Source organism: Streptomyces sp. NPDC085927 (genome assembly GCF_044540975.1).
GTDB lineage: Bacteria > Actinomycetota > Actinomycetes > Streptomycetales > Streptomycetaceae > Streptomyces > Streptomyces hirsutus.
Genome location: NZ_JBITSN010000004.1, coordinates 284,837 through 303,312, shown reverse-complemented (window position 1 = coordinate 303,312; position 18,476 = coordinate 284,837). Strand labels below are relative to the sequence as shown.

At 73.7% G+C, this 18,476-nt stretch carries 16 protein-coding genes; 6 read left to right on the top strand and 10 right to left on the bottom strand.

Going from position 1 to position 18,476, the window contains the following annotated elements:
• Positions 1-8 precede the first annotated feature (8 nt).
• Positions 9-2,441 carry a right-handed parallel beta-helix repeat-containing protein gene (locus ACIF80_RS13270; RefSeq protein ID WP_399803276.1) on the top strand — a complete coding sequence of 811 codons (2,433 nt, stop codon included), beginning with the start codon at positions 9-11 and terminating at the stop codon, positions 2,439-2,441.
• 34 nt (positions 2,442-2,475) lie between these two features.
• Here ACIF80_RS13270 and ACIF80_RS13265 read toward each other — a convergent pair whose 3' ends face one another.
• A complete protein-coding gene (locus ACIF80_RS13265; RefSeq protein WP_399803273.1) occupies positions 2,476-4,857 on the bottom strand; it encodes a hypothetical protein in 2,382 nt (793 codons plus the stop codon).
• A 290-nt stretch (positions 4,858-5,147) separates the two neighbouring features.
• On the opposite strand from ACIF80_RS13265, the gene ACIF80_RS13260 reads away from it, so the two are divergent.
• The gene (locus tag ACIF80_RS13260; protein ID WP_399803271.1) at positions 5,148-5,987 is read left to right on the top strand and encodes a DeoR/GlpR family DNA-binding transcription regulator; all 840 of its coding nucleotides are present in this window, start codon (positions 5,148-5,150) and stop codon (positions 5,985-5,987) included.
• 58 nt (positions 5,988-6,045) lie between these two features.
• On the opposite strand, the gene ACIF80_RS13255 is transcribed toward ACIF80_RS13260, so the two are convergent.
• Positions 6,046-7,188, bottom strand: coding sequence for a PLP-dependent cysteine synthase family protein (locus ACIF80_RS13255; RefSeq protein ID WP_399803268.1), 1,143 nt, complete (start codon positions 7,186-7,188; stop codon positions 6,046-6,048).
• 354 nt (positions 7,189-7,542) lie between these two features.
• On the opposite strand from ACIF80_RS13255, the gene ACIF80_RS13250 reads away from it, so the two are divergent.
• Together ACIF80_RS13250 and ACIF80_RS13245 are read left to right on the top strand one after the other, a co-directional pair.
• On the top strand, positions 7,543-7,866 hold the full coding sequence (locus ACIF80_RS13250; protein ID WP_399803265.1) for a hypothetical protein: 324 nt from the start codon (positions 7,543-7,545) through the stop codon (positions 7,864-7,866).
• A 195-nt stretch (positions 7,867-8,061) separates the two neighbouring features.
• The gene (locus ACIF80_RS13245; protein ID WP_399803263.1) at positions 8,062-8,607 is read left to right on the top strand and encodes an ATP-binding protein; all 546 of its coding nucleotides are present in this window, start codon (positions 8,062-8,064) and stop codon (positions 8,605-8,607) included.
• Between the two features lie 262 nt (positions 8,608-8,869).
• Here the strand turns inward: ACIF80_RS13245 and ACIF80_RS13240 are convergent, their stop codons facing one another.
• From ACIF80_RS13240 to ACIF80_RS13220, 5 genes are all read right to left on the bottom strand, one after another.
• Positions 8,870-9,163 (bottom strand): SHOCT domain-containing protein, encoded by a 294-nt coding sequence (locus ACIF80_RS13240; protein WP_399803260.1) that lies wholly within the window; start codon positions 9,161-9,163, stop codon positions 8,870-8,872.
• Positions 9,164-9,483: 320 nt separating this feature from the next.
• Entirely contained in the window at positions 9,484-9,906 is a 423-nt protein-coding gene (locus ACIF80_RS13235) for a PPOX class F420-dependent oxidoreductase (RefSeq protein ID WP_399803257.1), read from the bottom strand.
• Positions 9,907-10,019: 113 nt separating this feature from the next.
• Entirely contained in the window at positions 10,020-10,907 is an 888-nt protein-coding gene (locus ACIF80_RS13230; RefSeq protein ID WP_399803254.1) for an NAD(P)-dependent oxidoreductase, read from the bottom strand.
• A gap of 275 nt (positions 10,908-11,182) precedes the next feature.
• Positions 11,183-12,421 carry an ROK family protein gene (locus tag ACIF80_RS13225; RefSeq protein WP_399803253.1) on the bottom strand — a complete coding sequence of 413 codons (1,239 nt, stop codon included), beginning with the start codon at positions 12,419-12,421 and terminating at the stop codon, positions 11,183-11,185.
• A 35-nt stretch (positions 12,422-12,456) separates the two neighbouring features.
• Entirely contained in the window at positions 12,457-13,110 is a 654-nt protein-coding gene (locus ACIF80_RS13220) for an alpha-ketoglutarate-dependent dioxygenase AlkB family protein (RefSeq protein ID WP_399803961.1), read from the bottom strand.
• Positions 13,111-13,195: 85 nt separating this feature from the next.
• Here ACIF80_RS13220 and ACIF80_RS13215 point away from each other — a divergent pair, with 85 nt between their 5' ends.
• The gene (locus tag ACIF80_RS13215) at positions 13,196-14,338 is read left to right on the top strand and encodes a methyltransferase (protein WP_399803250.1); all 1,143 of its coding nucleotides are present in this window, start codon (positions 13,196-13,198) and stop codon (positions 14,336-14,338) included.
• Positions 14,339-14,497: 159 nt separating this feature from the next.
• Here ACIF80_RS13215 and ACIF80_RS13210 read toward each other — a convergent pair whose 3' ends face one another.
• On the bottom strand, positions 14,498-15,352 hold the full coding sequence (locus ACIF80_RS13210) for a ketose-bisphosphate aldolase (protein ID WP_399803247.1): 855 nt from the start codon (positions 15,350-15,352) through the stop codon (positions 14,498-14,500).
• Positions 15,353-15,376: 24 nt separating this feature from the next.
• Entirely contained in the window at positions 15,377-16,258 is an 882-nt protein-coding gene (locus ACIF80_RS13205) for an SIS domain-containing protein (protein ID WP_399803245.1), read from the bottom strand.
• A 194-nt stretch (positions 16,259-16,452) separates the two neighbouring features.
• Between ACIF80_RS13205 and ACIF80_RS13200 the strand changes: the two genes are divergently transcribed.
• Positions 16,453-17,232, top strand: a complete 780-nt coding sequence (locus tag ACIF80_RS13200) for a DeoR/GlpR family DNA-binding transcription regulator (RefSeq protein ID WP_399803242.1) — start codon at positions 16,453-16,455, stop codon at positions 17,230-17,232.
• Positions 17,233-17,286: 54 nt separating this feature from the next.
• Here ACIF80_RS13200 and ACIF80_RS13195 read toward each other — a convergent pair whose 3' ends face one another.
• A complete protein-coding gene (locus ACIF80_RS13195) occupies positions 17,287-18,333 on the bottom strand; it encodes a hypothetical protein (protein WP_399803240.1) in 1,047 nt (348 codons plus the stop codon).
• Positions 18,334-18,476 lie beyond the last annotated feature (143 nt).

Below are 18,476 nucleotides of genomic sequence, written 5' to 3'. Positions count from 1 at the left end.
GCTACGCCATGGCACAGGGCACGGTCCAGGTGACGCACACCGGCACATCGCGGTGGCGGCGCCGCACAGGTGAGTACGCGTCACTCGCCGCCGCCCTGGAGGCCGCGGCCGAAGGTGACGTCCTCACCGTCGCTCCGGGCACCTACCGGGAGAATCTCGTCGTGGAGCGGGCGGTGACCCTGCGCGGTCCCGAGGGCTCGCCCGGGTCGGTGCGCATCGCGCCCCTGGACGGGGTTCCGCTGACCGTACGCGCTTCGGCGGTGGTCCAGGACCTGCATGTGGAGGGACAGGACGCTGCGGCGCCCGCCCTGCTGGTCGAGGACGGCACCCCGGAGCTGCGGGACATACGGGTGGTCACCCGGTCCGCGGCCGGCATCGAGGTGCGCGGCAGCGGCCGGCCGACGGTCCGCCGTTGCACGGTCGACAATCCGGCGGGGATCGGCATAGCCGTACTCGACGGCGGGGGCGGAGTGTTCGAGGAGTGCGAGGTCGTCGCCGCGGGGCAGGCGGGCATCGCGGTGCGCGGGGGCGCCCGTCCCCGCCTCGAGCGCTGCCGCGTGCACCATGCCGCGGGCTCGGGCCTGACCGCGACCGGGGAGAACTCGGCGCTCGAGGCGGTGGGCTGCGAGGTCTACGAGGTGCGGGGCAGCGGTGTCCAGGTGACCGGCCGGGCGACCGCGCACCTCACCGACTGCGATGTGCACCGCACCACCGGCGACGGGGTCACGCTCGACACCGACGCCGTGCTGACGCTGGCCGACTGCCGTATCCACGACATCCCGGAGAACGCGGTCGACCTGCGGTCCCGCTCCGTGCTCACCATGACCCGCACCACCGTGCGGCAGTTCGGCCGCAACGGCCTGTCGGTGTGGGACCCGGGCACCCGCGTGGACGCCAACCAGTGCGAGATCTTCGACAGCACCGGTGACTATCCGGCGGTGTGGGTGAGCGACGGCGCCACCGTCGTCCTGGACTCCTGCCGGGTGCACGACGTGCCGGACGCCCTGTTCGTCCTCGACCGCGGTTCACGCGCGGACGTGGTCGACAGCGATCTGTCGCAGGTGCGCAACACCGCCGTGTCGGTGAGCGACGGCGCCACCGCCCAGCTCGACGACTGCCGGATCCGGGAGGCGGCCACGGGCGCCTGGTTCCGGGACCACGGCAGTGGCGGCACCCTCAACAACTGCACCCTGGACGGGGTGCAGACCGGCGTGATCGTCACCAAGGGCGCCGACCCGACCGTGGAGCGCTGCACCATCGACTCCCCCGCCGAGGCCGGGGTCTACGTCTCGGCCGGCGGTCGCGGCAGCTTCCTCGGCTGCCGGGTCACGGGCAGCGGCGGCTACGGTTTCCATGTGATAGACGGCAGCCGGACGACGCTGCGGAAGTGCCGCACGGAACGCTGCGCGCGCGGTGGGTACGAGTTCGCCGAGAGCGGCGCGACTCCCGGTACGGGGGGCCCGGTGATGGAGGACTGCACCACCGACGAGAGCGGCAGCCTCGCGTCGCCGGCGGCCCCGGAGCCGGCCGTGCAGACCACGGGGCATTCCCCGGGCCTGCTCGGCACCGTCCCCGGGCAGCCGGCCGAGCGGACGCCGTCCGCATCGGTGCCCGGACCGGAGAAGGAGCTGCGCCCGCCGAAGACCGTGCTCGGCGAACTCGACGCGCTGGTGGGACTGGAGAGCGTCAAGCGGGAGGTGCGGGCCCTCACCGACATGATCGAGGTGGGCCGGCGCCGGCAGCAGGCCGGGCTGAAGGCCGCGTCCGTCAAGCGTCACCTGGTCTTCACGGGTTCCCCGGGCACCGGCAAGACCACGGTCGCGCGGCTGTACGGCGAGATCCTCGCCTCCCTCGACGTGCTGGAGAAGGGGCATCTGGTCGAGGTCTCGCGCGTCGATCTGGTCGGCGAGCACATCGGCTCGACGGCGATCCGTACCCAGGAGGCGTTCGAGAAGGCGCGCGGGGGCGTGCTGTTCATCGACGAGGCGTACGCGCTCTCCCCCGAGGACTCCGGGCGTGACTTCGGCAAGGAGGCCATCGACACGCTCGTGAAGCTGATGGAGGATCACCGGGACGCGGTCGTGGTGATCGTCGCGGGGTACACGGCCGAGATGGAGCGGTTCCTGTCCGTCAACCCGGGTGTGGCGTCCCGCTTCTCACGGACCATCACCTTCGGCGACTACGGGGCCGGTGAGCTGTTGCGGATCGTGGAGCAGCAGGCCGAGGAGCACGAGTACCGGCTGGCGCCGGGTGCCTCGGAGGGCCTGCTGAAGTACTTCACGGAGATGCCCAAGGGCCCCGCCTTCGGCAACGGCCGTACGGCGCGGCAGACGTTCGAGGCGATGGTGGAGCGGCACGCGAGCCGGGTCGCCCAGCTGCCGGAGCCGAGCACGGACGACCTGACCCTGCTCTTCGCCGACGATCTCCCCGAGCTGCCCTGACCCGGACGGCACCGCACGCGGCGCGACCCGCCCCTCACCCGGTGGGTGCCTGCCTGCCGGTGCGGACGCCGTCGTCGGGGTCTCCCGTGCAGCGTGGTGCCGGGACGTCCGGCCGCAGCCGGGCGAGCAGCCGCCGGCGTTCCTCGGCGAAGGCCGGGTCCGCCTGGTAGTCGGAGTGGCCGAGGATCGGCGCGGGCAGGGGATGGCTCTCGGTGCGGCCGTACGCCAGCGGGTCCTTGAGCGGGGGACGGTCCACCTCGGGGCCGCAGTCGCCGGGCAGCCGCACCGGGCCGCCGATGGGGTCGGTGCGGCGGTGGAGGTTGCGCCAGCAGTCGACGTCCTGGTGCAGCGCGCCGAGCGCGTCCGGTCCGAAGTGGGCGGGGAACCAGCGGCCGTACAGCCGCTCCAGCGGGGACCCGTAGGTGAGCAGGGCGACGCGCCCCCGGGTGGACGGGGTGAGCTGCCAGGCCGCGGCGGCGGCGAGGACGCTGCCCTGGGAGTGGCCGGAGAGCACCAGACGTCCGCCGGTGGTCCGCGTCCAGGTCTCGATCCGCCAGGTCAGGTCGGGCACGGCGCGTTCGGCGTAGCAGGGCGGGGCGAAGGGGTGGGCGGCGCGCGGCCAGAAGGTGCCGACGTCCCACAGGATGCCGATCGTGCGCCGCGCGGAGGCGTCCTTGTAGGCGCGCCGGCCCCAGGTGACGAACAGTACGAAGCCGAGTCCGATCAGCCAGGAGCCCAGCGCCTGCGCCGTCGCGGCGGCGCCGTGGACGACGGCGTAGGTTCCCTGGGCGGCCTCGCCGGGTGTGCGGTCGGTGGTCAGGGCGCCGACGAGGGCGCCCGCGCCCAGCAGCAGGGTCGCGGCGGAGGTGACGGCGAGGATGCGGGGCCCCCGGTCGGTGAGGGAGGCCATGGCGCGGGCGTTGGCGATCCGCCGGGTGCGGGCGGGGTCGCCGGTCTCCCCCGGGAACTCGCGTGCCACGGCGGCGCGCTCGTCGCGGGCGATGTGCCAGGCCCGCCGGGCCAGCCAGCAGCAGAGTCCGAGGAGCAGGACGAGCAGCGGCGGGATCACGGCCGCCTGCCAGGTCAGGACCACCGGCGGCCCGGGGATCGACGTCCCGGTGCCGTCCAGCCAGTCGGAGACGCGCTGGGCCACTCCGCCGGACATCACGCCGCCCAGCGCGCAGGCCAGCATCACGACGGCCGGTCCGGCCAGGCCCCGCATGGCGGCGCGCAGGTCGGGGGCGCTGCGGTGCAGGGCGTGGGCGACGCCGGCGAGGACGATCACGAGGAGGCCCTGGACGAGGGAGAGCGCGCCGAAGGTCATGTCGCCGGGCAGCCGGCCCGCCGATTCCCAGCCGGGGCGTCGCCATCCGGCGTACACCAGGGTGAGGGCGAGCAGGAGGAGCGCGGCCAGGGGCAGCAGGCGCAGCAGGCGGGTGTCGAGGGCGTCGTCCAGACAGCGGTCGGTGCGGCCGCGGCGGCAGACCACCCACACCACGACGGCCCCGGCGGCGAGCAGGGCCGCTTGCACGAGGGGACCGAGGAGGGCCAGTGCCGCGGATCCGCCCGGTGCGCGGTCGTGCCGGGCGGCCGCGAGGGCGACCGCGAAGGCGACGGTGAGCAGTCCGGCGGCGGTGTGCGCGGCACGAAGCCGGGCGACCAGGCGACGGCCGTACCAGAAACCGGGCCGGCCCAGGGCGGTGGGGCCGCCGTCCTCGGGCTCGTGGGCCATCGGCTGCTGGGACTCGTACGCGCTCCAGGTGCGCAGGGACAGGTACCACAGCAGCCCGGTCAGGGCGGTGGGCACCAGGGCGGCGAGGCCGAGCCGGCGGCCCGGCTCGCTCCACCAGCCGTCGCCCGACGCCTCGGGCGAGAGGAAGCCGAGCCAGGAGTGCCGGTCGGCGCACGCCTGCGTGCCCGCGCACTGCCAGGCCGTCAGGTCGAGGGCGACCTCGCACGCCGCCGCGACGAGCAGCACCGTCAGGCTCAGTCCGGCCAGCCGCACCAGCAGTCCGTACAGCCGGACGAGGCGTCTGCGGCCCCGGGCCGCCGGGCGCATCCAGTGGGCGAGGTTGACCACCATGAAGGGCAGCAGCAACAGCCACAGGGCGCGGGTGCCGTTCCCGGAGGTGAGGTTGCACCAGACGTAGGCCTCGGGGACCGGTCCGTCCCGGTGGCCGGCGGGCAGGCGCTCCGCCCCGACGTCGTCGGCGCGCCGGAATATGGCGGCGACGTCGTCGCCGGCGATCCGCACGGTGCGCGGATCGTTCAGCATGTCCTGTGGGGTGGCGCCGCCCACCCCGTGGACCAGGAGTTCCAGGGCGGTCCCCGAGTCCCTCGGCCGTCCGGCGGGAGCGTCCATGGGCTCGGCCCGCTCGGCCCGCTCGGTCGATCTGCCTTCCTGCACACGTTCCACTGCTACGCACTTCCCCCGTGACACGCCGTCGGATCCGTCCGTGCGGGCAACAGGATCTCCCCTGCCGGAGCGGCCGGCACCTCTCCTCACGCAATCTCCCCGATCCGGGTGACGAACGGGCAACCCATGGGACAACAATGACATGTACGCGATGAAGGCCGGAGGGCGCCGCCCTTGCCCCGGCATGCGAGGATGGGACGCCGACGCACCGGCGGCGGGAGGAACGTGCCAGTCGGACCGGGTGCGCGGGGCGTGTCGGACGGCTTGGTGGCGAAAGGACCGGAGCGTACGTGAGCGAGAATCAGAACCTCCTCGCGGAGCAGCGGCGCACCCTGATCCTCGACGAGGTCCGGCGCCGCGGCGGGGTCCGGGTCAACGAACTGACCCGCAAGCTCGGCGTGTCGGACATGACGGTCCGCCGCGACCTCGACGCCCTCGCCCGGCAGGGCGTACTGGAGAAGGTGCACGGCGGCGCGGTCCCGCTGGTCGAGGCCAGCACCCATGAGCCCGGCTTCGAGGCCAAGTCCGGTCTGGAACTGAGCGCGAAGGACGACATCGCGCGCGCGGCGGCCGAACTGGTCCCGCCGGGCGCGGCGATCGCCCTCTCGGGCGGTACGACGACGTACGCGCTGGCCGGTCGGCTGCTCGACGTGCCCGACCTCACCGTGGTCACCAACTCGGTACGGGTGGCGGACGTCTTCCACGCGGCGCAGCGCGTCTCGGACCCCCGTCAGGGCGCGGCCACGGTCGTCCTGACCGGCGGTGTGCGCACGCCGTCCGACTCACTGGTGGGGCCGGTGGCCGACCAGGCGATCGCGGTGCTCCACTTCGATCTGCTGTTCCTCGGTGTGCACGGGATATCGATCGAGGCCGGGCTGTCGACGCCGAACCTCGCCGAGGCCGAGACGAACCGGCGCCTGGTGCAGTCGGCGCGCCGGGTGGTCGTGGTCGCCGACCACACCAAATGGGGCACGGTGGGCCTGAGTTCGTTCGCGTCCCTGGACCAGGTGGACACGCTGGTGACGGACTCCGGGCTGCCGGCCGAGGCCCGCGACGAGATCTCCGAGCACCTGTCGCGGCTGGTCGTGGCGGGCGGGCCCGAGGAGCCGGCGGAACCCTCGGACGCCTGACCGGCCCCGGGAACCCGGGCTCCGGCACCACGGGACCGTACGCGCGCGGCGATCGCCGTCAGTCCGGCCAGACCCCTGTCCGCAGCAGCGTCTCGATCGTCGCCGTGTACGGAGCGATGTCCAGGCCCTGGTCGGCCAGCCAGGCGTCCGAGTAGTACTTGTCGAGGTAGCGGTCCCCCGGGTCGCACAGCAGCGTCACCACACTCCCCTGCCGTCCCTCGGCCACCATCTCCGCGACGATCTTCAGCGCGCTCCACAGCCCGGTGCCGGTGGAGCCGCCCGCCTTGCGGCCGATCGCCCGCTCCAGGGACCGTACGGCGGCGACGGCGGCCGCGTCGGGGATCTTCATCATCCGGTCGATCGCGCCGGGCACGAAGCTCGGTTCCATCCGGGGCCGGCCGATGCCCTCGATGCGGGAGCCCCGGTCGCAGGTGACGTCCGGATCGCCGGTGGTCCAGCCCTCGAAGAAGCACGAGTTCTCGGGGTCGGCGACGCAGATGCGGGTGTCGTACTGCATGTAGTGGACGTAGCGGGCGAAGGTCGCCGAGGTGCCGCCGGTGCCGGCCGTGGCGACGATCCAGGCGGGTTCCGGATGGGGCTCCAGCTTCAGCTGACGGAAGGTGGATTCGGCGATGTTGTTGTTTCCCCGCCAGTCCGTGGCGCGTTCGGCGTAGGTGAACTGGTCCATGTAGTGGCCGCCGGTCTCCGCCGCGAGGGCGACCGACGCCTCGTACAGGGTGCGCGGGTCGTCCACGAAGTGGCACCGGCCGCCGTGGAACTCGATCAGGCGGCACTTCTCGGCGCTCGTCGTGCGCGGCATGACGGCGATGAAGGGCACCCCGATCAGCTTCGCGAAGTACGCCTCGGACACGGCGGTCGATCCACTGGAGGCTTCGATCACCGGGCGGCCCGGACGGATCCAGCCATTGCACAGTCCGTAGAGGAAGAGCGAGCGGGCGAGCCGGTGCTTGAGGCTGCCGGTCGGGTGCGTCGACTCGTCCTTGAGATAGAGGTGCACGCCCCACCGCTCGGGCAACGGGAAGCGCAGCAGGTGGGTGTCGGCCGACCGGTTGGCGTCGGCCTGGACCCTGCGCACGGCTTCTTTCAGCCAGTCGCGGTAGCCGGGGTCGCTGTGGTCGGCGTCGAGGGTGGTGCCCTCCAAGGCTTGCCGGGGCTGTGGGGACTGCTGGGAAATGCTCACGACAGGGCTCCTTACGCTGAGCGCGCCGACGGCGTCCCGCGCGGCCGACACCCCGATCATAGAACCCTGTGGACCACCCCTCACCTGCATAAACGTCTCTTTGGGAGACTCAAAGGAAGCCCTGGAGCCCACCTCGGCGCCACCTTCCGGCATCCGGCACGCGGCCGTGGGGGGCGCATTCGCGCGAGTGCTTCGGACGCCCCCGGAAGAGGAACGTGCGTACTGGTGCTCAACGGCGGGGGCGGGCAGACTTCCCGCGGAGCAAGGTCCCGGACGGGAGCACACTGGACCAGGACACGAGCCGGCCCGCGGAGCACGGTCCGGCACACCGACGCGCACAAGGGGGCAGGTGGCATGGCCGAGCTGGAGTTCACGGCCAGGGGCGTGCGGATCGGCAGACGGCTGCGGTCGCTCACCCGGGCCGGACAGGTCCGGATCAGCAACGGCAGGCTCGAGCTGCTCACCAGCTACGGAAGCGAGATCGACAGCGCGCCGGTGCAGGCCGTGCGCGCCTCCCGGCCCTGGTTCGTCCCGGGGGGCCGCGCCCTGGCCGACCTCAACGGCCACCGGTACCTGCTGACCCTGGGCGACCACGACCCGGCGCCGGGCGAGCCGGGGCCGCCCGCGGCGCGCCGTTTCATCGAGGCCGTACGCCGGGCATCGGGGCGCGGCGCCTGAGGTGCCCGCGAGTTGCGCCGCCCCAGGCCCTGCGTCACGCTGTTCTCACGTCACTCTGGGTTTACCGGCGATAACGCTGCGAACCAGCCCGCCGGCCACGACAGCAGGCGGCCGTGTCACGCAGGCACCCTGCTGGATCCGTACTCCGTGTTCTTCCGGACGCCCGTCCGGGCCTGACACCGGGGAGTCGCAGCTGTGATCACTCGCCCAAGCAGACATTGCACGGTGGAGCTCCAGGCTCTGCCGGCGCGGATCGGCCAGGTCCGCAGAATCGTATCTGCGCAATTGCGCTACTGGCATATGGACACCTTGATAGACCGAGCCTCGCTCGGTGTGACGGAGCTGTTGTCCAACGTCCACCGGCACGCGCAGCCCGACAAGACCTGCACGGTCGAGCTGGAGGTGCTGCTCGACCGGCTCAAGGTCTCGGTGCGCGACCACGACCCGCGGCTGCCGGTCGTCGGGGACGCCGCTCCGCTCGCCACCTGTGGGCGCGGGCTCGCGATGGTGGCCGCGATGAGCGAGAGCTGGGGCGCCCTGCCGGACGGCGAGTCCGGCAAGGTCGTGTGGTTCACGCTGCCGGCGCCGTCCGCGGCTCCCGTCGCGGACTGGGACCACTATCCGCGGATCACCACCGGTGAGCACGCCGTGCGCCGGTTCGCGGAGGTCACGCTCGTCGAGCACGCCGTCGAGGGCCGCCTGTCCGAACCCGCTCCCGCCCGGTCCGCCGTTGTCGGCTGACCGGGCGGTGCCCGCCTCCCGTACGCGGTGCCCCACCCGGTGGCCCCGGTCCGGCCGACGGCCCGGAGCGGGACCCGTCGGTGGGCGGGAACGCGGACCGCCGGGGCCGGCGTGCCGGCCGTGCCCAGGACGTGACGCACCGTCCGTCGCCGGCGGTGCGTGGACCGGGGAGGGCGCCGGACGGTCTCCGCCGCGCCGCCCCCCGAGGTCCGTGCCCCGATACCGGTACGGTCCGGAGGCGGGGTCGTGGTCTTTCCCGGTGTCATGCCGCACCGCCCTTGCCGTGCCGGCCGAACTCCTCGTCCAGGACGGACAGCCTCCGCCAGTACTCCTCCTCGTCGATCTCGCCGGAGGCGAAGCGGTGACCGAGCACCGCGATGGGCGAGTTGTCCGCCACCGCGGGCCCGCCAGGGCCGTGTCCGGGGCCGCGGCGTCCGCGCCACACCGTGCGGCGCAGCAGGGCGATGCCGCCGCCGATGACCAGGGCCCAGATCAGGGGGAAGAGCAGGATCCACGGGCCGGGCCCGCCGTCGCCGAAGTGCGCCAGGGTCTGCATGGTCGTTCAACTCCTCGGATGCGCGTGCCGACGTCCTGCCGTCGTGCGAAGCGTCGTGACGCGTCGTCGTGCTGCTTCGCTTCCGAGAGTCGCCCCCGAGGGGGTGCCGGGTCGTCGTACGGCCGGCGGCACCGTGCCTGCTTCAGGGGGAGTACGCCGGACGGCGGCGCCTGCTTCCGTCCGCCCTCAGTGCTGTGCCCACTGGTACGTACAGCGCAGCGGCTGTCCGCCCGGGCGGCCCCCGGGGGCGGAACCGGCGCTCCCGGGGACGTCATGGGACAGCCCTGGGGTGAGCCCGTTCCGCTCCGGGCGGCCGAGGCTCAGGTGGACGCCTGGGAGCTGTCCTTCATCGCGCCCCAGCCGTGCCAGCGGTCGACCTCGATCCAGGCGCTGACCCGCGCCCGTACCCGGTCCGGGTACGGGTTGCCGGTGTAGTGCCGGGAGAGACGGTCGATGTCGGTCAGGCCCTCGTCGTCGTTCAGTTCGACGGCGCGGCCGATGAGGGTGACGTGGGTGTACCAGTCGTCGTCGGCCAGCACCGTGAGGGTGACGCGCGGATCGCGGCGCAGGTGCTTCAGCCGCACCCGGCCCTCGTCCATGCTAATCAGTACGCGACCGTCCTCCCACACGTACCAGGTGGGCGTGGAGACGGGTGTGCCGTCGGAGCGGAGGGTGGCCATGACACAGGGGTTGGGGCGGCCCAGCAGGGCGTCGGCCTCGGGGGGCAGCGGGGGCTTGGACATACGGTCTCCTCGGAGGGTCGTCGGACAGGTCCCCGGACGGTGTCTCGTACGGGTGCTCGGGAGGGGGTGCGGCGGCCGCCGGGGGCAGGGGTGCGGGCGGCCGGGGCGGCCGTTCAGGCGGGTGGCTCGTCGAAGCTCGCGTAGTAGGCGGCTGCCATGTCCTCGTCGCCGTGGCCCTGGGCGGCGGCGCGTTCCATGCGTTCGGCGCCGGCCGCGGCCACGTCCAGACGTACACCGTGCTGTTCGCCGGCCCGGACGATCAGACGGGCGTCCTTGGCGGCGGTGTTCACGGCGAACTGGGCCGGGGACAGCGGCCCGTCGAGGATCAGCCCCGCCTTGGCCCGCAGGTAGCCCATGTCGAGCGGACCACCTGCGATGAGGTCGAAGAAGCCGTCGGGCTCGACGTCCAGCGCCTTGGCCAGGGCGAGGGTCTCACCCACCGCCGACGTGGCCGCGAGGACCCAGCTGTTGGCCACCAGCTTGAGGCGGGTGGCGCTGCCGGCCGCTCCGTCCTCCCCGGTCCACACGGTGCGGGCGCCGACGGCGTCGAACACCGGCGTCACCGTGTCCCGGCCCTCGGCCGGTCCGGCGGCGAGCACGGTCAGCTGTCCGGCCTCGGCCGGCTGACGGGTGCCCAGCACCGGGGCGTCGTAGAAGAGCAGGCCGTGCTCGCGCGCGAAGCCGGCCAGCTCGGCGACCCCCTCGAGGCCGGCGGTGGTGGACTGCGCCCAGACGCTTCCGCGCCGCAGCGCGGGTGCGGCCAGCCGCATCGTCTCCAGGGTGGCGGGACCGTCATAGAGCATGGTCAGGACGACGTCGGCGGACTCGACCGCCTCGGCGGGGGTGCCGGCGATGTGCGCGCCGTCGGCCACGAGCGGGTCGGCCTTGGCGCGGGTGCGGTTCCAGACGCGGACGGTGTGGCCGGCACGGGCGAGGTTGCGGGCCATCGCCGCACCCATGATGCCGGTGCCCAGGACGCTCACGGTGAGCTTGTCGGTCATGACCTCGGCTTTCTGTCGGTCGGTCGGTCCGGGACGCACCCCCTGGGCCGGTTCGCACAATCCGTTCCCGCGGCCCGCGCGTACGGTCCTCGCGTACCACCCGTTCGCACGGCCCATACGTACAACCCGTTCGTGTACGCACAACCCGTTCGCACGGCCCGCCGCTTCAGCGCCCGCACCGGAGCCGCGCGTGCGGCCCGTTCGTACGTCGTGGGTCATTGTGCGCCGGTCGGCGCGGAGCGCGCCTGTCGGCGCGGGCATCCGCCGGACAGGTTCTAGGCCAGGGTCCCCAGCGGGTCGTCCAGGACCGGCTGCCAGGCGAGTTCGGCGGCGCCGACCAGGCTGTTGTGAGCCAGCGTGCACGCCAGGAGGGGGACGCCACCGCTGCGGCCCCACAGACTGCGGTCGGCGACGACGGCGCGCAGCCGGTCGGGGGCGGCGTCCAGGAGGGCGCCGTGCAGGCCGCCGAGGATGATCCTGTCCGGGTTGAGGATGTTCACCAGGCCGGCGAGGCCCAGCCCCAGACGGTCGACCAGGGCGGCGACGGCGGAGCGGACGGCAGGGTCGTCGTAGTGCTCGCGGATCAGCGTGTCGGCCTGTTTCAGGAGGGACACCTCGGGGCCGGGTTCGCGTCCGGCCGCGGTGAGGAAGGCCAGCGGGTCCGCCTCCACGTCCAGACAGCCCCGGCTGCCGCAGTGGCAGGGGCGGCCGCCGGGGTTGACGGGGACGTGGCCGACCTCCAGGGCGAGGCCGGAACTGCCGGTGTGCAGACGGCCGTCGAGCACCAGCGCGCCGCCGACACCCCGGTGACCGGTGGCCACGCACAGCAGGTCGCGCGCGCCGCGCCCGGCGCCGTGCCGGTGTTCCGCGAGGGCGGCGAGGTTGACGTCGTTCCCCGCGAACGCCGGGACGTCGAGGCCGGCGGCGCGCACCTGTCCGGCGAAGATCTCCCGGACCGGGGCGCCCTCGGGCCACGCCAGGTGCATCGGGTTGAGGGCCAGCCCTTCGGGTTCGGCCATCGCGGACGGCACGGCGAGCCCCGCTCCGACACATCGGCGTCCGGTCTCCCGGAGCAGGTCGGCGCCGGCCGCGACGACGGAGCCGAGCACCTTCGCCGGGTCGGCGTCGATGACCTCGCTGCCGGGGGCGGTGGCCACGATCCGGCCGCCGAGGCCGACCAGGGCGGCCCGGAAGCCGTCGGCGTGCACCTGCGCGGCCAACGCCACCGGACCGTCCTCGGCGACCGAGAGCCGGTGCGAGGGACGGCCCTGCGAGCCGGCCGCCGCGCCGGGCCGGGCGTCGACCCGGATCAGGCCGAGCGCCTCGAGTTCGGCGGCGACCGCGCCGGCCGTCGCCCGCGTCACGCCCAGCTCCGCGGTGAGCACCGCGCGGGTCGGCGCACGCCCGGTGTGCACGAGCTCCAACGCGGGCCCGAGCGCACCGCGCCCCCGGTCCAGCCGCGTCCTCGAGGTGGTCCCTTCCCCCGTCGGCCGGGGGTCCGCCTTCCCTCTCATGAGGGCGAGTCTCCCATGATCGCGACCGCGTCCGGTTACCGGCCGCTGACCCGGAGTGTGATGTTCAGCCTCCCTGTCAGCCCCAGTTCCGGTGGTGCCGTGCCCGCGTGGACGCGCGGGACCCCGTGGTACGCCGACCGGGACGGCCCGCCGAAGACGAAGAGGTCACCGCTGCGCAGCTCGACGTCCGTGTAGGGACGGGTCCGGATCCCGGGGTTGCCGAAGCGGAAGACGCAGGTGTCACCGAGGCTCAGCGACACCACGGGGGCGTCGCTCTCCTCGTCGCCGTCACGGTGCATGCCCATGCGGGCGTCGCCGTCGTAGAAGTTGATCAGGGCGATGTCGTACGCGGTCCCCGCCGGCGCCGCGTCCGCGCCGAGCGCGTCGGTCACCGCGCGGTGGCCCAGTTCGCCGAGGCGGGCGGGGAACGGCTTGACCGGGGCGCCGTCGCCGTCGACGACCGTGCGCGCGTAGCCGTACGGGTACCAGTGCCAGCCCAGGCACACCTGCCGGGCGGTCATCGTGCCGCCGCCCGGTGTGCGGACCGTGCGCAGTCCGGCGGGCGGGCGGGCCCACGCGCGGCACGCGTCGAGCAGGGTGCGCTGTGTCCGGGTGTCCAGCCAGTCCGGCACGTGCACCGCGCCGGGCGCGACCTCGGCACGGGGCCGGGGGAAGAGCTCGCCGTCCATGGAATCCATCCTGCCCCACGGCTCCTTCCGCCCGGCACGGTCCGAGCCGGGGCTCGGCTAGCCTGGTCGCACGATGAACGACCGTATGACGACTGCGTGGGGTGCGCCGGTCCTGGCCCGCTTCCCCGAGGATCCCCGCGACAGGCTGCGCGCCTGGGACGCCTCCGACGAGTACCTGCTCGGGCACCTCGACCGGGAAGAGGTGCCGCTGGACGGCACGGTGGTGGTCGTCGGCGACCGGTGGGGGGCGCTCGTCACGGCGCTGGCCGAGTACCGGCCGACGCAGATCACCGACTCCTGGCTGGGTCAGGAGGCCACCCGCGCGAACCTGGCACGGGCCGGTGTCGAGCCGGGTACGGTCCCGCTGCTCACCACGCAGGACCCGCCGCCGGGCCGGATCGACGTGCTGCTGGTGCGGGTGCCCAAGAGCCTGGCGCTGCTGGAGGACCAGCTGCTGCGGCTGGCGCCCTCGGTGCACGCCGGCACGGTCGTCGTCGGCACCGGCATGGTGAAGGAGATCCACACCTCGACGCTGAACCTCTTCGATCGGATCATCGGCCCCACCCGGACCTCCCTCGCCGAGAAGAAGGCGCGGCTGATCCTCTGCACACCGGACCCGGCACTGGCGCGTCCCGCCGCCCCCTGGCCGTACAGCTACCGGCTGCCCGACGGCATCGGCGCGGTCTCCGGCCGGACCGTCGTCAACCACGCGGGGGTCTTCTGCGCGGACCGGCTCGACATCGGCACCCGGTTCTTCCTCCGGCATCTGCCGCAGCCGCCGTCGAAACGGCCGGGCCTTCGGGTGGTGGACCTCGGGTGCGGCAACGGCGTCGTCGGTACGGCGGTGGCGCTGGCCGACCCGCGGGCCGAGGTGCTGTTCGTGGACGAGTCGTTCCAGGCGGTGGCGTCCGCCCAGGCCACGTACCGGGCCAACGACGTACCGGGGCATGCCGAGTTCCGGGTGGGCGACGGTCTGACGGGTGTGCCGGACTCCAGTGTCGACCTGGTGCTCAACAACCCGCCGTTCCACTCCCACCAGGCGACCAGCGACGCCACCGCCTGGCGCATGTTCAGCGGTGCCCTGCGCGCCCTGCGGCCGGGTGGTGAGCTGCGGGTGGTCGGCAACCGGCATCTGGGCTACCACGTGAAGCTTCGGCGGTTGTTCGGGAACAGCGAAGTGGTCGCGAGCGACCGGAAGTTCGTCGTGCTGAGGGCCGTGAAGCGGTAGCACGGCATTCCCTCGGGGCCGGGGCCGGGACGTGTCCGGCCGGACCGGGACGTCCACCGCTTGCTCCGGGCCGGAGCGGCCACGGTGGGGCGGGTGACCGCCACGGTCCGGGCGGGGGCGGGCGGGGCCTGGAGGATGACCCCGGTGGTCCCGGTGGTCTCAGGGCGGCGTGAGGGTCCCGATGATGTCCGCCACCGCGCGGGTCATCGCCTCGCGGCCCACCGTCAGGTAGCCGCGGGAGTCGACCGCTTCGGGGTGGGCGGCGAGGAAGTCCCGGATGGCGCCGGTCATGGCGATGTTCAGCGCCGTGCCGATGTTCACCTTGGCGATGCCCGATCCGACGGCAGCGGTGAGTTCGGTGTCCGGGAGGCCGGAGGAGCCGTGCAGGACGAGGGGGACGTCCAGGGTGGCGGACAGGCGTCCGAGGAGGGCGTGGTCGAGGGCGGCGGTGCGGGTGGTCATCGCGTGCGTGGTGCCGACGGCGACGGCGAGCGCGTCCACGCCCGAGTCGGCGACGAAGGCGCGGGCCTGGTCGGGGTCGGTGCGGGCGCCGGGCGCGTGGGCGTCCAGCGGAGGCCTGCCGCCCTTGCCGCCGATCTCCCCCAGCTCCGCCTCGATCCACAGGCCCCGGGCGTGCGCCCAGTCGACGGCCGCCCGGGTCGCGGCCAGGTTCTCGGCGTAGGGCAGCCGGGCCGCGTCGTACATGACGGAGCCGAAGCCGGCGTCCGGGGCCTGGCGCAGCAGGGCGTCGCTCTGGACGTGGTCGAGGTGCAACGCGACGGGTACGGCGGCGCGTTCGGCGGCGGCGACGGCGGCGCGGGCCAGCGGCAGCAGCCGGCCGTAGCGGAACTTGACGGCGTTCTCGCTGATCTGGAGGACGACGGGGGCGTTCACCGACTCGGCGCCGGCGATGACGGCTTCGATGTGCTCCAGCGTGATGACGTTGAACGAGGCGACCGCCGATCCGGCCGTGGCGGCGCGGCCGACGAGTTCGCCGGTGGTGGTGAGGGGCACGGCCTGTCCTTCCGGCGGTCGGTGTCAGGAGTCGAGGACGATGGAGCGGGTGAGGTGGCGGGGACGGTCGGGGTCCAGGCCGCGGGCCGCGGCCACGGCGACGGCCAGGCGCTGGGCGCGGACGAGTTCGGCCAGCGGGTCGAGGGTGCCCTGGATCCACGACCCGCCGGTGTCCCGCACCTGCTGGGCGAGGCCCTCCGGTGCGTCGCCCAGCATCCAGGTGGCCGTGGAGCGGGTGGTGACGCTGATGGGACCGTGCCGGTACTCCATCGCCGGGTAGGCCTCCGTCCACGCCAGCGCCGCCTCCCGCATCTTCAGCGCGGCCTCGTGGGCGAGGCCCACGGTCCAGCCGCGGCCGAGGAAGGTGAACTGGGTCCGGTGCACGAGCCCTTCGGGCAACGGCCGCGCGAGCGCGGTGCGCGCGTCCTCGACGGCCGTGTCGCTGTGCAGGCCGAGATGGGCGCGGAGCAGGGTGAGTGCCGTGGTCGCGAACCGGGTCTGCACGACGGAGCGTTCGTCCGCGTAGTCGAGTACGACGGCCTCGTCCGCCGCCGTCATCACGGGGGTCTCCGGGTCGGCGGTCAGGGCGGTGGTGCGGGTGCCGCCCTTCAACCGGTCGAGCAGGCCGAGGACTTCGGTGGTGGTGCCGGAACGGGTGAGGGCGACGACATGGTCGTAGGCGCGCCCGTACGGGAACTCCGAGGCGGCGAAGGCGTCCGTCTCCCCCTGGCCCGCGTCCTCGCGCAGGGCCGCCACCGACTGGGCCATGAAGTACGAGGTGCCGCAGCCGACGATCGCGACCCGCTCCCCCGGCGTCGGGAGCACCCGGATGTGCTCACCGGCCTGCGCCGCGGCACGTGTCCAGCACTCGGGCTGACTCCTCAGCTCGTCCTCGACATACGTCATGACCGCCCCCACCCTGCTCGGTGATTGTTCTTGCAAGATAGAGCGGAGTTTCGAGCACAATCAAGCATTTGAACAGAAGTGGGGTGCGCTAGGGTCGCCGTAGATCCGGAGAGGACCCGGGATACCCGGGACGACCCGGAACGCCCGGAGGCCCGAGGTCCGGGGACGACGGGAACCGCACGACGGGAGGCCGGATGTCGCGGGACGCCCGCTGGCAGGCGCTGCTGGAACTGCTCGTGGAGCGGGGCCGGCTGGACGTCGACGAGACCGCCGCCGAGCTGGAGGTGTCGGCCGCGACGATCCGCCGGGACTTCGACCAGCTCGCCGGGCAGCAGATGCTGGTGCGCACCCGGGGCGGGGCGGTGGCGCACGGGGTGTCGTACGAGCTGCCGTTGCGCTACAAGACCGCGCGCCGCGCCTCCGAGAAGCAGCGCATCGCCCGGGCCGTGGCAGATCTGCTCGCAGCGGGCGAGGCGGTCGGGCTGACCGGCGGCACGACCACCACGGAGGTGGCGCGTGCGCTGGCGGTGCGCGGTGATCTCGCGTCCGGGTCGCCCGCGCTGACGGTGGTGACGAACGCGCTCAACATCGCGGGTGAGCTCGCCGTGCGGCCGCAGTTCAAGATCGTGGTGACGGGCGGCGTGGCGCGGGCCCAGTCGTACGAACTGGTCGGGCCGCTCGCGGACGGTGTGCTGGAGCAGATCACGCTCGACGTGGCGGTGCTCGGTGTCGTGGCCTTCGATGTCACGCACGGCGCGGCGGCGCACGACGAGGCGGAGGCGGCGATCAACCGGCTGCTGTGCGAGCGGGCGGAGCGGGTGATCGTGGCCGCCGACTCCAGCAAACTGGGCCGGCGGGCGTTCGCCCGGATCTGCCCGGCCGGGTCGGTGGACACCTTGGTCACCGACTCGGCGGTGACCCCGGAGACGGTGCGCCGGTTCGAGGAGGCGGGGCTGCGCGTCGTGGTGGCCTGAGCCGCGCACCACGGACTGCCGCTGAGGCCGTGACCGACGGGCGGAGCCTGCGGCTCAGTGGCCGTGACCGTCCCCGCCCCGGCCGTCGTGGCCGTCGGCACCGTCGCCGGTGCCGGGATCCGCGTGCCCCGGGGTGCCGGAGTCCGATGCGTCCGGTGCGGGAGTGCTCGTCTCCGTGCCCGTGCCCGCCTCCGTGCCCGCCCGGACCGTGAACGCCGCGGTGCGGACGACTCCGTCGTGCTTGAAGTCCAGGAACAGCCGGTAGCTGCCGACGCTGGGCGCCGTGGCCGCGAACGAGACCGTCGGGCCGGGCTCGGTCCTGCCGTCGCCGGGTTCGCCGCTCGGGTGGACGTGCAGGTAGGCGAGGTCCCCGGAGCGCAGGGCCACCAAGTGGCCGTAGGCGCCGAGGTAGGGCTGGAGGTCGGTGACCGGCTTGCCGTCGCGGGAGACGGTCAGGTCCAGTTCGCTTCCCCGTCCCGGCCGCAGTGTCCCGTCCAGCCGGACCTCGTAGCCGTCGACGCGGGCCGTGTCGCGGGGTTCGGGCAGCTGCTGCGGCCGGTGGGGGCCGGAGGCGGCGAGGTCCGCGCCGAGGGTGAGGTTCCCGGCACCCTTCTTCGCCGGGGTGAAGTCGGCGAAGACCCGGTAACCGCCCGCCTTCGGCAGGTCGACCGGGGTGCTCCAGGTGCCGTCGGCGGCGCGCGCGGGGTGCAGATGGCGGTAGGTGAGCAGGTCGCGCGAGGCCACGATGAGATGGAGTTCCTTGTCGTGCTCGCGCTGGTACTCGGTGACCGCCCGCCCGCTCTCGTCCCGGACGGTGAATCGCAGGTCGGTCCGGTGGCCGGCCTCGACCCTCGGGGTCCTCAGGTCCAGGGTGTAGCCGTTCTCGGAGATCTGCAGGCCGCCCGCCGGGGCGGTCTCGTGCCCGCCGTGACCGTCCTGCTCGTGCGGCGCGGACGACCCGGGGGCGTGCCGCTCGTCGTGCGCGGAGGCGGGCGCGCCGTCCTCGACGACCGGGTCCAGTACCTGTCCGACGCCGTACGCCGCGCCGAACGTCGCGGCCAGGGCTGCGGCGAATGCGGTGATCTTCAGTCCGGTCTGCATGGCCGTCTCTCCTCGGGAACAGCGCGTCCGGCCCGGCTCCGGGTCGGCGTCCACACACTTCACCATACCCCCGGGGGGTACCGAGTCAAGACTGGACGACCCTTGAATCATATACCTCCGGGGGGTATACCTGAACACACGGG

Coding starts and splice junctions, on each gene's coding strand:
- ACIF80_RS13215 (WP_399803250.1), top strand. CDS start 13,196: ATGACGACTGCGTGGGGTGCGCCGGTCCTGGCCCGCTTCCCCGAGGAT.
- ACIF80_RS13225 (WP_399803253.1), bottom strand. CDS start 12,421: ATGAGAGGGAAGGCGGACCCCCGGCCGACGGGGGAAGGGACCACCTCG.
- ACIF80_RS13270 (WP_399803276.1), top strand. CDS start 9: ATGGCACAGGGCACGGTCCAGGTGACGCACACCGGCACATCGCGGTGG.
- ACIF80_RS13235 (WP_399803257.1), bottom strand. CDS start 9,906: ATGTCCAAGCCCCCGCTGCCCCCCGAGGCCGACGCCCTGCTGGGCCGC.
- ACIF80_RS13250 (WP_399803265.1), top strand. CDS start 7,543: ATGGCCGAGCTGGAGTTCACGGCCAGGGGCGTGCGGATCGGCAGACGG.
- ACIF80_RS13195 (WP_399803240.1), bottom strand. CDS start 18,333: ATGCAGACCGGACTGAAGATCACCGCATTCGCCGCAGCCCTGGCCGCG.
- ACIF80_RS13230 (WP_399803254.1), bottom strand. CDS start 10,907: ATGACCGACAAGCTCACCGTGAGCGTCCTGGGCACCGGCATCATGGGT.
- ACIF80_RS13205 (WP_399803245.1), bottom strand. CDS start 16,258: ATGACGTATGTCGAGGACGAGCTGAGGAGTCAGCCCGAGTGCTGGACA.
- ACIF80_RS13200 (WP_399803242.1), top strand. CDS start 16,453: ATGTCGCGGGACGCCCGCTGGCAGGCGCTGCTGGAACTGCTCGTGGAG.
- ACIF80_RS13240 (WP_399803260.1), bottom strand. CDS start 9,163: ATGCAGACCCTGGCGCACTTCGGCGACGGCGGGCCCGGCCCGTGGATC.
- ACIF80_RS13220 (WP_399803961.1), bottom strand. CDS start 13,110: ATGGACGGCGAGCTCTTCCCCCGGCCCCGTGCCGAGGTCGCGCCCGGC.